We start from the raw sequence: 15,417 nt of genomic DNA, 5'->3' as shown, positions 1-15,417 counted from the left end.
GCAGGGTATTACGAATTACGAATTACGAATTACGAATTATCAATTGCTATCCCCAGCGCAGTCTGATTCAGTACAATCGGATTCTCTTGATCACCGCTTTCTTGCGAATCGAGCAAAATTCCCTTGGGATAAACACTCCGCAGTTTGTGTAAAATTTTCACCAGCCGATTAAGTGCGTCAGTTAAATCGCAAGCTGCATCATCGCAAGCATCTAAAGCTAATTGTTCTAACCAATGATGATAAGCATCTTCAAAATCTCGCATTTGCTGCACATCTAACCAGGCAATTTTTAGGGCGACGTGTGCTGGTGCTTCTAAGCGTAGGGTTTGTTCAATAAATCGGCGGAAGTTAATATTACGAAAGCGTTCTGGCCAGTAAGGTAAAACTATAGTTACCCAAAATGAGTAAGGATCTTGCCAAGTTAACCGGGGTTGTTCTCCCGCCTGTGTTTTAGCATCATCTGGAGTCACCAAAATTTGCAAAAATTCGTCTAAAACGGGAGCATTTGCCTTAGTTCGGGGACGCAATAAAATATGCTCTAATACATGGAATCCTTCATCATTGTTGCGTGCTTGCAAGGTTGCGATCGCTCTCGTGCGCTCGTCTTTATTGCTGTAATATTGACTAGCAAGAATTTGGTCTTTGCCTTCGTTGGTTAGTTCCCAGCCATAAACACCATTTTCACTGTCAATTAGGCGATAATTCTCCTCATCTTGCGCCAGTTCTACTAAAGTGTTGCCTTGTTCCCAAGCATCTGTATCTTTTTCATAACGTTGAGCAGTTTGTAAAATAATTTGCTGATTATCACCGTAAATTTCCCCAACAAAGGCAGCTTGTTGTTTTTCTGGGTTGCAGGTTAAACGGGCAGTGCGAATTAAGAAAAATAGACGATTAATCGCCGCATCCTGCTCTGATTCTGAGGTATAAGTATGTGGGTGAATTGCAATTTCCGTTTTGCGATTGCCTGGTTGACTGAGGATGCGAAAGCTGAAACCTTCTTTGCTGTTGGTGAGGGATATTGCACCAGGCTCAAACAAGTTACCTAGCACATCATAATAAAAGCGATCGCGGGCTGTTTTTTCATCTGCAAATACGGGGATACTTTGCAGTAATATTTCACCCTGGTGTAGCAATTGCCACCGATATTCAGAAGTTGATTCCGGTAGCAGTTCAATCCGCAACATCGATTCTACGGAGTTAAGTTGTTGAAAGATTTCCCCCGGAGTCTGTTGTGTATCGGCTACAGCTATGAGGTTGCCATCTTTATCTTTAATCCCTAATCTATAGCTTTGACTAGCTGGGCTGATATAACGCCGGAAGTAGCGCAGACTTTCGGCAAAAGCTTCTGTAGCTTGCCAAGCGGCATTTACTGTGGGATAAGTGTTTAAGCTTTGCAGTAAAATTTGATTGCCAGTACAATTTTGCAGTACAAAACGATAGTTCTGATCGATGGGTTCTACTGCTAATTTAAATTGATTTTGATTAGCTTGAATGCTACTGAACCAGCTTTGTAAATCTAAATCCCGTTCTTCTGGGTTCAACCACCGTTGATTGCGTTCCGATAATACTTTCCCGGTGTTATTTACCAAAGCATAGCTGTAGTAGGTAAATTTTTTGGGATTATCATCACCCAAGCGACTTTGACAGTAATTTCGTTGTTGTTTAATTTGCTGTAAACTTGCGATCGCGTTTTCTTGGGCTATGGAACGAGAAACATAGCGTTCCACCCCTGTAAATGTAATAGTTTCCCCTGATGCAGATGCAACTGGTGGAATGCTTAAGCGAAAGTAATATAATTCGCCATCAAATTCGATGTTGATAAAATCTGCAACTTGGGTAGGGGTTTCCAGCGATAATCCAGCTAGCCGCACAGCTAATTCTGCTAGGAGAATTTTTAAATGAGCTTGATTTTCAGCTGCTGAGGGAAAATAGCGATCGTATTTAACTAAAACGTTTTTACCTGTTTTATCTACTACTTGCCAGCCGTAGTGATAGAAATAACTATAAGCAAGGCGTTGATAAAATTGATTATGTAAAGCAAATGATAAAAACTCTTCCTTAGCCGCCTCAGCTGCTGCTTGACTAGGATAGCTTTGCCGAGTTTTTAATGTCTGATTCTCTAAACCAGAATTTACAGCCAAGATATAACTTACAGGCGCTTCCTTGACTCGATAATGACTGAAGTCACGCCGACGCACATCTGCAATCCCCAACAGCCGAGAAACCCGCTTTTTAAAACCCGATACATTGTTGGTGTCCCAAACTTCCTGACAGTTGCAATAATGAAAAGCACGGAAGCGATCGCGGCTTAAAGTAGGATAGTCTTGTAAAAATCGCGCCTTATCCTGCATAATCTCGGTTTGATGCTTCACTTTATCCGCGTGAGTCTCGAATATGCGGTAGTTCAGCAACACATAATCTGTAAAGGATTCAGCAAAACGCCCTAGTAAATGATCGAGAAAACGGTTGCGGCGATCGCGATAGGTTTCTCTAGTAGAATTATCGACATCCTCACCAATGCTAGGAAGATAATTTTCCTCACCGAGAATTTCTTCCCACCCTGGAAAATTCTGTAACCTCTGAGTGAAATAAGTATACTGGCGATCAGCTTTACGAGTAGCATAGCCGTTTTCTGGTTCCTCTGCATCTATTTCCCAAGAAAAGAGGTCGCGGATATGAGAAAGTTGCACTAAATAATTTGCCAATATCTGATCGAAAAATACCAAATATCCTTTTAATTGCCGAGCCTGGGCTTTCCTCAATGTGGTAGCTGTGTCAGGTAAGCCATCTTCACTAATGCCGTAGGTTAAAGGAAAATCGTGCTGGATGGAATAATAATCGGCTAAGTCGTAATAACTGCCTTGCGGTACAATCAAATCTAGTTCATTTTCGTCGCGTACAGCTTTGATACGTGCCGCTTGTTGTTCGTAGTAGCGGCGTTGCACCTCTGCCATATTCACTTCAATGGGAAGATTACCCTTAAACAATCTCACTTTTGAATATTTCACCCCCAGCACCGGACGGTATTTCTCGGTGAGTTGCAAATACCAAGGGTGCTGTGATTGCGGTAAACCGTTAATGTAACTGATGATACTCAGTTTACCAATTGCCGCAACCCCAGAAACTTTGAGAATTTCTTGATATAAATCTGAAGTATGGAGAATTTTCGGCGGAGTCAAGGCTGCTAATTCGTCGGTATCGATAAAACCATGACTACCGTAAGGTTTAGTGTAAGTTGGATCGTGGAGGGCTGAAGGTCTGCCAGCAAAGATTTCGGTGGGACTTTTGCCTTTATCTAGTAATTCTTGTAGGGTATAAAATCGTAGATGAGGCGAGAGAAATGACTGTACTTGTACGTAAATATTTACTAGTACATCCTCAGCATCGGCATTAGCCGCTAATTCAATATCTGTACAGAGGGCAATTTCTTCCTCACCCAAAATTACCACATCATAAATATCTTCGCAGAGGTTGCGATATTTACATAAAACGCTGTTGACATTATCTAGTACATCCGCCCAAGAACGGTAAAGTTGTCCACAGGCGTTTTTACTATATTCAGAGTCGAGGTCAATATTAACAGTGTAAAGCCCACGGGGATGCAGACGAAAAGCCGTGTCTTTTGTCTGTGCTTCTGGTGGAGTATATTGCAGAGTACTTTGAGCAAAGTCTACATAAATATCTGGTTCATAGGTTGTGACTTTCTCCAGCATGGCATTACGCACACCAGGAATATCGATCAGACGCTTACATAAATCTAGTTCTGTGACTGGATTGCAGGTGAGGATTTCATCTACTGTAAAAAAGTTGTTCTCTGGACTCTGAGGATTTGCTTTTGCTAACAAATCTTGGATATCTAAGTTATTACGATAGCCTAAATCGGTGACGGCATAGCATAGTACCTCTAGGATAGTTACACCTGGATCGTGCAGGTTATAATCTGTCCAAAGTTTCCCGGACAAATTTTGTAAGTGTTGAATCCCGATATCCCGCAAGGTTTGAAAATTCAAATATGGGGGAAATTGAGGCTGACTTTTCGATATGCTTGGGTATTCCAGCATGGAATTCAGGTGTGTTTAGAATATAAAGAACAAAGTCAATTCAAAATTTATTCATGTAGATAAGAAATAGAAAAGCGATGATTTAATTAGTTTTATTTAACTGATTGAGGAAGATAACAACCATCAACAACACTTCTGATGATTTTGATAGTAGCATGACAAACTTTGCTCAATTCGTCCCTGTAACAATATGATGAGTAGAGCCAATAAATAACCAAACAAAGGTAATTGCTAATCCCAAGGTGAGCAATGTAATATATCTGAGAAATTGGTGCAACCGGATTTTCATTTGCTCTTGATATTCAGCAAAGGCTTTACTCAGTTCTGTTAAATCATGTTGCAGTTGATTGACTTTCTTTTCTAATTCTTTGACTAGTGATTTCCATTGGTTACCTTTGCCTGGTGCTTCATCTTCATGGGCGCAAATTTCTGTTTCTAATTGCATTTCCCACAGTACGCCTTGGTAATAGACGACATCGCCTTTGCGATAGGTTCTGCCCTCCTGCCACAATCCATGAAATTGATCGTCATGTTTGTTGAGCATGGAGGTAATCAAGTCTTTAAAGTGGTCTTCGGAGAGGCGACTTTTGTTTTTGAATAAACTTTTAAGTTCGTTGCGGCTTCTTAAAATATTGGCATCATTGGAGACGGTAAACATGAGTGAGAATCCTGCAATTTATTGTAGTGTTGGTAGAAATTAACGAACCGCGAAGGCACGAAGAGCGCAAAGAGAGAAAATAAGAAGAATTAATAATGAGGTCACCTGTATTATTAATCATGCTTAGTAAATTATTCCGAATTTAATGTGGAGTTGCACATATCTAGATCCCCCTAAATCCCCCTTAAAAAGGGGGACTTTGATAGATTTTTTCTAGTTCCCCCCTTATTAAGGGGGGCTAGGGGGGATCGAATTCTATGCAGCCTCATCAAGAATTGGTATTACCCTTAATTCTTCTTCCTTTGCGTACTTCGTACCTTTGCGGTTCATTTTTTAACCTCAAAATTAATGGTACAAAACACGCTGCTATTTAAGATTTATACAAAATCATGCGTAAATGAATATTTTCATAAAAAATTAACATCTATAAACCCTAATTTGTGACAAAAATTAAACTTGTAAATCTTTATTTACACCTAGAATTCATAACAATTCCAAATCTTCTAACGATTCATAACCTAGAACACCAGACTCAATTTTTTGATTAGGTACAACTGTTTTTTCTTGAAATTCTTGGATAATGTGACTTTGAGCGCTAGTTTTTAACGAGACTGAAGTTAAAACCGATCGCGCAGTAGAGGCGATCGCTTCTCGAATATCTCGCTGGGTGTCTTGGTGCATTTTAAAATCCACAACATAGTCTATGTATTCCTGTTTTTCGATAAAGTTGACAATTGCTGAACGGTAGAGTTTTCCGCCAAACTGAATTTCCGCCTGAGTATCCATTGTCCAAGGGGCAAGAAAATAAGTAATAGCTTGTTCTAATTGGCGGCTATAGTAGCCAAAGTTGGCGGAATAGGGAGATTTAAATTTCACCTGAAATTCCACCTGAATATGTTCGTAGGCTGGATTTACTACCTGTATTGCAGCCCAAGGAGAACTGATACTAGCTATATATTTCTCAATTTGCTGTAGCAGGTTAATGTTAACTTTGGGTTCTAATTCATTAGTAATACCCATCAATGCCAAGTTGGGAATGACAGCTAAAGTTACCGATCCTGGTGTTAATTCCTGTAACTTGCCGTTTTGTAGATTAACTTCTCCGTGATTGATGCAGCGAACTTTATAAATTTCGGGAAACTTTTCTAGTACAAGCCTTTCATAGTCAAAGATGGTAACAGCCCGGCCTTTGTGGCGTAGATGTTCACTAATGCGGATATAAAAATCAGTTGGCTGCTCTTTAATCTTCCCACCAAAGGAGTCATAGAGCTGCTCTATGGTTTTGACTTCTGGGTTGGGGTTAACCTGTTTGGCAATAGTACCAGCAGGTAAGGGATTGGCTAAATGGTTGGGATCGTTACCTTCATCTGTGAAACTCACCCTTGCAGCTTGGGTGTGGACACCGAAGATTTGACAGATAGCACCACTGCGCGCAGGTACAGTCACCTTTAGCCAATACAAGTTAGGATCGAGAATTGTGGTTTTGGCTTTGCTAATATCTGCAGGAATCCCCAGATGGATAATACCAGAGGCAATTAAACCGTTGGTATTGTCGCTGACAATGCGATCGCTCAAAGATTCCCAAGAATTATCTTTTAAATAAAACCATTTCACATCAGCTTTTTTTAACGCTGTATCAGCGCTGGCTTCCGCTACTTGGAAGAGTAAAGGTAATGCTGTAGGCGGTTCGAGGTTTTCTAATCCAATTAGTAATTCCCCTTCATTGGTAAACTGTGGTAAAAAGTCTGGTTGTTTCGCCTCCAAATGCTCAAACCCGCCAAATGGGTAAAGATGGAAAATTGTACAATCCTGTGTTGTCGCAACTGCGGTGTATTTGAGATAAAGCGATTGAATAGTCGGTGTGTAAGGTTGGTTGAGGGTAATGGGTGCTACGGTATTTTTAGGTAAATTCACCCCTGGAAGCCATCGTGTTAGCTTGTTGTCTTTGTCCTCATAGACAGCATCATTAACATATTTTCCATCTGCAAAATCTTTAGCTGCAGCTAATGTCTGAATTGCATATTTCGTCACAAACTCTTCATGCAAAAAGTCTTGATTGAGGCTGAAACTCAAAAAACCACCAGTTGTTTGATTGTTCAAGCTGGTGAAATTATCAATTTCCTCACCCTGTAGCGGCGTTGCTTGGGCGTTAACAAGAGTGCGATCGCCTGAGGTCAAAAGTTCGTAAGGATTGCTCAAACCTTCTTCTGACCAAGTGCGTTTAGTCAATCGCGCTAATTGTGCAGAAAAATTGTCAAAATCAGGTTGTGAAGGTTCGCCGTCAAGATAGTAGCCGCGATAATGGTCTTTCAGAGAGGCGGGTAATTTTTCCCATTTAATATTGATTTGCAAATCCGAGAGATTTTTCAGAAAAATTTCTCGACTCCCAACATAAAATTTTGAGCCTACTGCTGGTCTGGGGCCAAAAGGCTGGAAAGGTTTGGTAGCATCTAATACACCCAAATCATTCTGCACAACCAAATTGCGAACTTCTTTCACCCGCGTGGTAATGGTGACCTTTTCTAGCTTGGCAGTACGGAAATAATGATATGCTGGCAAATTATCGACTAAAACCTGAGTTTTTAATTCTATACGCGCTACTGGTGAGGCTTGCTGGAGTTTGAGAGGGAAGTTAGGAACATCAGGGTTATAGGGAATTGGCTTCTCTGGAAGGTAAGGTAAAACGGGGTCAATCTCAGCCGCTAATACAACTACTAAAGAAAGTTCCGAATTATTCCAGCCAGTTTTTTCTTTACCACCTCCAGTTATAGACACACCTGATTTTAAAATGTCGGCTTTGATCCACTCTTTTTCACCACTGAGATAAACTTCAAAGACTTCATGCAGTTTATTTTCTGGAAGTACTGTCCCCAAACCACTCAGAGAAAAGGTGAACTGAATCACCCGTTCACTTTCTTGTAACAATAAAACATCAGATGCGATCGCTAAACCTAAATTTGTTGCTTGGCGTTTGTCATTCCCAAAAGGAAGCCAGGTTTTGATGATTTGTTCCTTGGGAAAATCTCCTCCCAATCCATCAAACGAGTTCGCCACTGGGGAGGAGAATAAACCAGGATTGCGCGGAGGTTTTTCGCTAGGATTAACTGCTTGTAAGTCTAAAAATAAACCTTTGAGGCTGGTAATCTGGGCTTTATGAATAACGATATCTGCATCAAGGCTATAGAATAAATCCTTACCAGTAGCATCTTTACCAGCCTTGAAACGAGTCCCAGCAGGTAGCGCAAATTCAGTTTGAGACTTGATCAGTTCAAAAATGAGGTGGGCGTGGTCTGGTTGGGCTGGGCGATCGCGCAAACGCAATACTTGACGATAAAAGAAGTCGAGATGTCGCTGCGTCATCAAATTCAGGTCATCTCGTGCAGGTTTCATCACTTCCAAAAAAGCCAAATAAAGGGCTAAATATGGTTGATGATCCTGTCTAGCTTGCAGACTTTTTTCTAAATACTGCGGAGCCTGTTGAATAATTTGATAGTAGTTTTGAAATAAAATTTGAAATACAGCGTCTAGTTCATCTCGCACTTGTACAGGATTTGCATTAAAAGGAGTGCGATCGGCTACTGGAGTAGTGATATTTAACTTAAATTCTTCATTAAATTTTGTATAAATATTACCTGATTTTGCTACTTCTTTAGTAGCAGCTATATAAGCTTGTTCAAAAGCCCAAATCCGCAATATAGGCTCACGAAGATTAGTTTTTACCAATCCTCTAATTACAGCTTGTAGAGGTGTATAAGATTCTAAACTTATATACCAATTATATATTTGATTAAGGATTTCAATCCATGTAGTTAATAAATCAGCAAACTTTTCAAATTTCTTACTTGATTGCCCGCTTTCAGTTGATAACTCAGAAAGGAACTCTCGCAAATGCTGGCTATATTGGTCTTTGATTTTTTGCGGGCGGGTTTTACTAATCAGTGCAATTTGTACGGGAGTATTGCCAGTAAAGAAGGCTTGCCAATTCCCCTCAGGGTCGTTTTTATCATTGTAATAAATAACCTGCTCACTGAAACGATAGGCAAATACCAGAAAATCGCCCAAGTCATTTTCATCCACCTTCACAAAATCAGGCGATAAAGCCGGAACCTGTCGCTGACGCTGGCTTACCCCATCGCGAATTAGTGGATTTTTAAGTTTTTCTGGGCGGATTTTCATGATAATTCGTAGTTCGTAGTTCGTAATTCGTAGTTCGTAGTTCGTAATTAATTATTTGGATTTAATACCAATTTGAAAAAAGAATGCGACAGATGGTAGGGGCACGGCACGCCGTGCCCTCTGGAATATATTGATGCGTCGCAAACATTTTTTGATTTGGTATAACATTTAACAAGTTCAATATTTTATATGATTTTCCTATTTTTCTACGAATTAAGTAACTCGGTGGAAATCAAGCAAACTAGATTACAAAATATAAACAGGCTTAAAACTATTACCAATGACAAATGACAAAGAACAAAGAACGACCTAATTAAATAATTGCTAACGAACCAACGCCTTCTTGTAAATAGAAAGGATAAACGAAATTGAAACGAGAATTAGTAGTAATAATTATGTAATCCACTGTGATATTGATGACCCCTTGTAACTGATCATCAAGGTTGAGATCCAAGCGTTCTAAGCGGATGCGAGGCTCATGATAAACAATGGCAATCCTGACTAATTCTTTAATATTGCTAGCTACAGTTGGACTCAGAGGCTCAAACAGTAAATCTTCTAGGTTACAGCCATAGGTAGGCTGCATCACCCGTTCACCCAAACTAGTTGTCAGGAGAATTTTGAGACTTTCGTTAATATCTTCCTCAGCACTGACAAGCCTGACACTGCGAGACACTTTATTAAATTGCGGCGGAAACCCCCAACCTGTCCCCAGAAAAGCATTATCGTTTTCATCCATCTCAGCCTCCGATTAATACAGTAAAATTTCCTAAGACAATCGAGCCGCCATGTGCTGTAGTGTCGCCCAAGCGCGCCGCAGGTTTCCCCCCAATCAGCACAGTTGCTGAACCCATAACAATAGCGTCTGGTGGCCCAACGCAGGTACAGGTATCACCCAATACAGCAGCAGGTAATCCACCGATTAAGACATTCGGTTGTCCAGGGCCAATTACAGGGCCACCCACATGAGGAATCGGGGGTATTCCTGGAGTTTGCATCGGACAAACATGCATATCAGTAATTCGCGCAGCTGGTTTTCCCATATCTAGTTACTTTCCTTGTCATTACTAATTGGCAATTAAAAATCTTGTATTTATCGGCGTTTATCGGCGTACCCTGCGGGAAGCCGCTCCGCGTCTATATCAGCGGTTAATTATTCTGAAAATCTAAAATTAATTAATCTGAACTAAAGAACCCTTGAGAATCGCGATCGCACTTGTGGAAACCTCCGCACCAGTATTACCTTGGGCTTTAAACTGAGCATTGGCTTTAACATTGACGTTCATTCCCTCAATGCTGGTATCTTGGGTAGCTTTGAGTGTTAACTTACCAGTGGCTTCGATGGTGATATCTTTCGGGCTTTTCATGACGATACCGCTATCGTTCATAGTCAAGGTATTACCGTTTTGGTCTTTCAAAGCAATTCCCTTATCCTCATCGGAGATGGTAATTTTGTTACCACCAGGGGTTTCCAAGGTGATGAATTTTTTTTCATCGTCGAAGGTAACTTTGATTTGCGATCGCGTAAAAAATCCTTTCTGGTGATTGTTATCGGAAGCTTGTAGGGGTGCTGGTTTCGCCTTGCTGTTGAGCATTCCTAATACAATTGCATCGCGTGGATCGTCGTTGAGAAAGCCCAATACCACTTCGTCACCAATTTCCGGGCGAAAAAAGGAACCGCGATTGTTACCAGCATCCAAAGTAGCGATACGAGTCCAAATTCCCTGAGACTGAGAATCGAGGGTAGGCACTTTGACTAAAATCCTGTCTTCACCATTAGGATCATTCCCTAACTGCACTACTACACCAATTTGTAAGCCATTAACACCAGGGAGCATCCCTGATGCTGGTCTATCAACGATGTCAGCTTCCTGGTAAAACCACTGAGAATTCATACCAAGCTGTATATGAGTAAACCAAGCTCCACCGATAACTTCGTGACGAATGCCAGAGACATAGGCTATTCCGTTAAAACGCTGACCAATTCCTTTCAACTCAATCAGGGCATCAATCTGAGCATCAGGATAGCCTTTAATCTTCACCCTGCCTTGAATTTTCGCTAATCGGCTTTTGAGCAATTGAGCATCTGCCCATGCTTGCAGTTCTTGGGCTTGTAAGTGACCACTATGACTGAGTTGGAATGGTTGCAAAGCAATGGCTTTAGCCAACTGCTCACCTGAGAGATTACCCTGTTTGTTAACTGTAGGCTCCCTCCCCTCCGCCTCAAGTAACGCCTGATCGCCATAACTCCAAGCTTGCGCCTTGACCTCTGGGTATTGCGATCGCGCGTCCATTTCGGCTTCAAACTCTAGTATATTGATGCCATAGGTGAGGGTAATAATGGAATTACCGCTAGTATTCGGCGGTTTTACCTTGAATTTGTCCTTTTCTACAACAACAATCTGTCCGTTCATTTCAGCGCGAGACAGAATAAAATCCCAATCAGTAGCGTAGTATTGGACGATTTCCGGATGCTTGATTTTGCTGTCGGTAACTTCTACTGCTCCTAGACTGTAGTTACCGAGAATTTGTGCGATCGCATCACTATCCTTGATGTCCTGAAAATAGCGACTATGGCGACCCACGGTCAATTTTGTGGCAGCAGCTTTACAATCAAGGATGAGCATCGAGTCGCCATTAGCACCGACTTTCAGCGCTTGTTTGACAATCAATCCTTTAAATACCTGGCGATCTTTGCCATCGTAACCCAGGGAAATTGTGATTTCGTTACCTGGAACTAGGTCAGGCCCTTCACTGCTTGCAAAAGTTTCTGCCGCAGGGTCACCATCTCGCAGTATCAACCGCACTGTTGGTACTCGATTCACCACCAAGTTAATTGTTAGGGACAACAGCGCATAATCGTTGGTGATGTCCTTACCATTGACAAGCAACTTGTAAGTAGTAACCTCATAAATCGCATTTTTAGGAACAATGAGATCGCTCATGATTCGGTTTTCTCAAGCGGTGGAAATCTCAAATCAGTATTAGTAGCTAAACGCCGAAAATTAATCAGACCATTCACCTTGGCAATTTGCAGATAATAAGTTGGGTCACCGTAAATGTCATAGGTCATTAAAGGTAATGTCTTGCCAGCTGTGACTTTGCGTTGATGGGTGACATCAGGTGATTTTTTCCCTTCTTCTTTTAGCCGACGTTCTTGCTCGATGTAGTTAACAAAGTTAGCACTAAGCCTAGCCCGCAAGGGCTGTCCATCAGGGGAAAATAGGGTGTAGTTAATTTGTAAATCTTTGAGAATGCAATCAAAGCCGTTTTTATTCCCAAAAGAAAAGTTACCCCACAACAAGCGCAGAAAATTCGGTTTGTGGGTTCCACCATCCATTGTGTAGACCGCATTCAGAAAATCCTGCACTTGTTGCGCGACATTCTTATAAAACTTATTAGGTTTACCTTTGATGGGTACAACATTTGTACCATCAAAAGTAAAATCAAGCTTCATTTCTTCAGGACGCGTAAATTTAAATTTTGGATCATTCCCTTGCGAGCCTTGAGCTTGAGATAAATCGTATTCCACTTTAAAAGCTTGAGAAAACTGCTCCGGATTTATAGGGAGGTCAAATTCTCCAACTTTCTGATTCATTTGCTTGTTCTGGTAGACCAAGATTTTAATTTTTGTGAGTTCACCTGTCATAGATTAACGCTCTGATTTTTCTTTGAGGATGGCTAGTACTTGTTCCACACAAGCTGCAATAATGGCATCTTGGTCATTAGCACCATTGTTCCCTTGTGTTCTAGAAGTGTTATTTTGACCTTGTTCCCCATCATTAATTGAGGTTTTGATCACCAGTTCTCTAATCTCTATTGGCATCAATATTCTCCTCCAATTTTGTCAACTGTCAACAGTTAACAGTCAACAGTTAACAGTCAACAATTCCCTAAGTCAGTGGCTCAAAATAGCTATAATTTAACTCCAAAGATTCAATTGCAATTGAGTTTTGCTCGGCGTTAAATTCGGAAATTGACCACTTTTTAGGCCAAGCATTAATAACTTTCCAGGTCATCAAGGGTTCAATATCTGCCTGAGGTTGGCTAGGATTAGAACGCCTCAGATGTAGCAACCTTACTAACAAATTCATCGGACGGATTTCAAAGTTGAGAATAGCATCCATACACCACTTCACCATCTTTGAATCTTTAACTAAGCCCCGTTTCAGTACCAGGGGACTATATTTAGTCCGTACTGGTAGGATATGCTCAAAACGATTTTCACCGCCTTCTTTGAGAGTTTCAGTCTGCATATCTACACTCAGACCGGTCACACTCTGAAAGCGAGTTTCTACTGCTTCTTTATCCAGGTTTTCACCCTGAAAAACTACATCAAAAAAGAAACCTACTGGGGGATAAGCAGACATCATAACAATTCAAAATTCAAAATTCAAAATTCAAAATTAAGAAACTTGTACATGATCTAGGTTTTGGGGTTTGTATTGGTTGATGATATTTATTGCATAGTTTGTCAACAGTCAACCGTCAACCGTCAACAAACAACACCATTAACTATCCATTTTGAATTGTTAAACCTTCGTGGGCAATTTCAATAGTTTCGATTGCGACTTCGTTACTATCGCCTTTTAAATCGCTAGATTGAACTTTGGTAGGCCAGGCGTGTTTGACTTTCCAGACGACGACTGGCTCATGTTTTTCATTGAGCAAGCTGATAGTTAAATCGCGGCGTTCAATGGTGTTGAGGGCTACTGTATTCCACCAATTGTAGAAATCGTTGTCTTTCTTGAAGGTGCCGCGCTTCATGGTGATTTTGCTCAATTTCTGCATTCCGGGCATATTGAGTTTGTGATATTCGGGCATATTACCTTCGCGGTATTCGATCATGTCCGTTTCTACGTTCAAACCAGAAACTTCGGTGAATCCGAGACGAGAGCCACCCCACTCTACCTGGAAATGAAATTTGGGTAAAGGATAAGCATTATCAGTCATAACTGTTGAGATTGATGGGTTAATTTGATGATTAAAAAATTAGCGATCGCAGAGATTAACTCTCTTGCATCTTGTGGGAGAATTTCAAGATGATGAATTCTGCAGGACGTACTACTGCCATACCAATCTCAATAATCATCCGACCTTCTAGAATATCAAGTGCGGTCATGGTTTCATTGAGTCCTACTTTTACAAAGAAAGCTTGTTCGGGTTTAGCTCCCGCTAGTGCGCCAGCACGCCATTGCAAGATGAGGAAGTTTTCTATCATGGCGCGCACTTTCACCCAGGTGTTGGCATCGTTAGGCTCGAAGACAAATCCCTCGGTGGCTTTTTTAATCGATTCTTCGGCCATATTAAAAAAGCGGCGCACTGGCACATAACGCCATTCGTTATCATTTCCGGCCAGAGTCCTTGCACCCCAAATCAAGGTTCCTTTGCCAGTAAAGGCCCGAATCGCATTGATAGATTTACCAGTCGGATGGACGTTAAGATCCTCTTGTTGCGCGCTAGTGATTTTGATGGTGGGTTTAATCACTGAACTGAGAGCCACATTAGCTGGAGCCTTAAACACACCACGAGTATTATCAACTGTGGCATATTGACCCGCCACCAGGGGACTAGGAGGAAGTACGAGGGGAATTGCTTCTACAGCAGCTTTGGCTAAGTTAAACAAAATGGCATTGCCTACAGTCGCATCTGTTTGACTTGCTGCCAAACTAGACATCTTTAGATTATTAAAGGGGCCATCACTCTTGTTACCATTAGGCGCTATTCGCTGATGGATGATGCTAACAGACGCAGGGTCATACTCATAATTGAAAATAGTCTCAACATTGGGTGCATACACAGCCCCATACTTGAGGTTATCCAAAGATAAACTCAGTTCGCGAAACTTATCAGCTGCTGCGTTGATAGTCTGTTGAGGGTCGGGTACTTGCAGATCCATAATTACAAATCGGTCTTGCAGTAACCCACATTGATTGAGAGCATCACCAAAAACACCGACTCTATTGTCTTGAGCTAAAGTATAGAGGGCTTGTGATTCTGGGAAGACAAACAAAGTCACTTCGTCTTCTTTCGCTACTTCTTCAATACCTGCCTGTAAAGCCCCATCTGAAATTACACCGCCAGATGCCTTTACACTGCCTACAGAGACGATATAGCAAGGCCCGCCACCATTTTTAAAGAATGCCTGGAGAGCATAGTACATATTATGCGGCGAAGGTTTGCTGATGCTACCGATCACTGTGCGCTCAATGACATTGGGAGGATTTTTGTCATCAACTTGTTCTACAATGGTGACCGTAATCCCGGTTTCTGGCTCGGTCTTACCAAAGTATTGTTCGTATTCCAACAGCGAAGTAATGCGTTTGACTGCGATCGCAGTGTCGGCGGTAGGGTCGGCGACAGGCTCGGCGTATAAATCACGACCATCAATTATAGCTTGTTGAGTATATCCCACAAAAGCGGGAATCGCAGTTGCTACTTCAGCTATGGAGGGGGGTAACTTGGAGATTTCCTCGATGTAAACCCCTGGGGTTTTGTAGGTGCTTGGCATAGTTTTCTACT

Annotated in this window: 11 protein-coding genes; all 11 read right to left on the bottom strand. The window is 41.4% G+C overall.

Annotation, left to right across the window (positions count from 1 at the left end):
- Nucleotides 1-29 precede the first annotated feature (29 nt).
- The 11 genes from HGR01_RS26595 to HGR01_RS26545 all read right to left on the bottom strand — a co-directional run bounded on the left by HGR01_RS26595 (nt 30) and on the right by HGR01_RS26545 (nt 15,406).
- Nucleotides 30-4,061 (bottom strand): hypothetical protein, encoded by a 4,032-nt coding sequence (locus tag HGR01_RS26595; RefSeq protein WP_045871006.1) that lies wholly within the window; start codon nt 4,059-4,061, stop codon nt 30-32.
- Between the two features lie 169 nt (nt 4,062-4,230).
- Nucleotides 4,231-4,719 (bottom strand): carbohydrate-binding protein, encoded by a 489-nt coding sequence (locus HGR01_RS26590; protein WP_045871005.1) that lies wholly within the window; start codon nt 4,717-4,719, stop codon nt 4,231-4,233.
- Between the two features lie 483 nt (nt 4,720-5,202).
- Nucleotides 5,203-8,895, bottom strand: coding sequence for a hypothetical protein (locus HGR01_RS26585; protein ID WP_045871004.1), 3,693 nt, complete (start codon nt 8,893-8,895; stop codon nt 5,203-5,205).
- Between the two features lie 313 nt (nt 8,896-9,208).
- Nucleotides 9,209-9,634, bottom strand: coding sequence for a GPW/gp25 family protein (locus HGR01_RS26580; protein WP_045871003.1), 426 nt, complete (start codon nt 9,632-9,634; stop codon nt 9,209-9,211).
- A 1-nt stretch (nt 9,635) separates the two neighbouring features.
- Nucleotides 9,636-9,938, bottom strand: a complete 303-nt coding sequence (locus tag HGR01_RS26575; RefSeq protein WP_045871002.1) for a PAAR domain-containing protein — start codon at nt 9,936-9,938, stop codon at nt 9,636-9,638.
- Between the two features lie 129 nt (nt 9,939-10,067).
- Nucleotides 10,068-11,840: a type VI secretion system tip protein VgrG gene (gene vgrG / locus HGR01_RS26570; RefSeq protein WP_045871001.1), complete on the bottom strand. Its 1,773-nt coding sequence runs from the start codon at nt 11,838-11,840 to the stop codon at nt 10,068-10,070.
- Nucleotides 11,837-12,544 carry a LysM peptidoglycan-binding domain-containing protein gene (locus HGR01_RS26565; RefSeq protein ID WP_045871000.1) on the bottom strand — a complete coding sequence of 236 codons (708 nt, stop codon included), beginning with the start codon at nt 12,542-12,544 and terminating at the stop codon, nt 11,837-11,839. The genes vgrG and HGR01_RS26565 overlap by 4 nt, the downstream gene beginning before the upstream one ends.
- 3 nt (nt 12,545-12,547) lie before the next feature.
- Nucleotides 12,548-12,721, bottom strand: a complete 174-nt coding sequence (locus HGR01_RS26560; protein ID WP_168160986.1) for a DUF5908 family protein — start codon at nt 12,719-12,721, stop codon at nt 12,548-12,550.
- Nucleotides 12,722-12,788: 67 nt separating this feature from the next.
- Entirely contained in the window at nt 12,789-13,268 is a 480-nt protein-coding gene (locus tag HGR01_RS26555) for a phage tail protein (protein ID WP_045870999.1), read from the bottom strand.
- A 142-nt stretch (nt 13,269-13,410) separates the two neighbouring features.
- Nucleotides 13,411-13,848 (bottom strand): phage tail protein, encoded by a 438-nt coding sequence (locus HGR01_RS26550; RefSeq protein ID WP_045870998.1) that lies wholly within the window; start codon nt 13,846-13,848, stop codon nt 13,411-13,413.
- Between the two features lie 55 nt (nt 13,849-13,903).
- A complete protein-coding gene (locus HGR01_RS26545) occupies nt 13,904-15,406 on the bottom strand; it encodes a phage tail sheath family protein (protein WP_045870997.1) in 1,503 nt (500 codons plus the stop codon).
- Between the last annotated feature and the right edge of the window lie 11 nt (nt 15,407-15,417).

Source organism: Tolypothrix sp. PCC 7712, assembly GCF_025860405.1.
Lineage (GTDB): Bacteria > Cyanobacteriota > Cyanobacteriia > Cyanobacteriales > Nostocaceae > Aulosira > Aulosira diplosiphon.
This window is presented reverse-complemented; position numbering and strand designations above follow the sequence as displayed.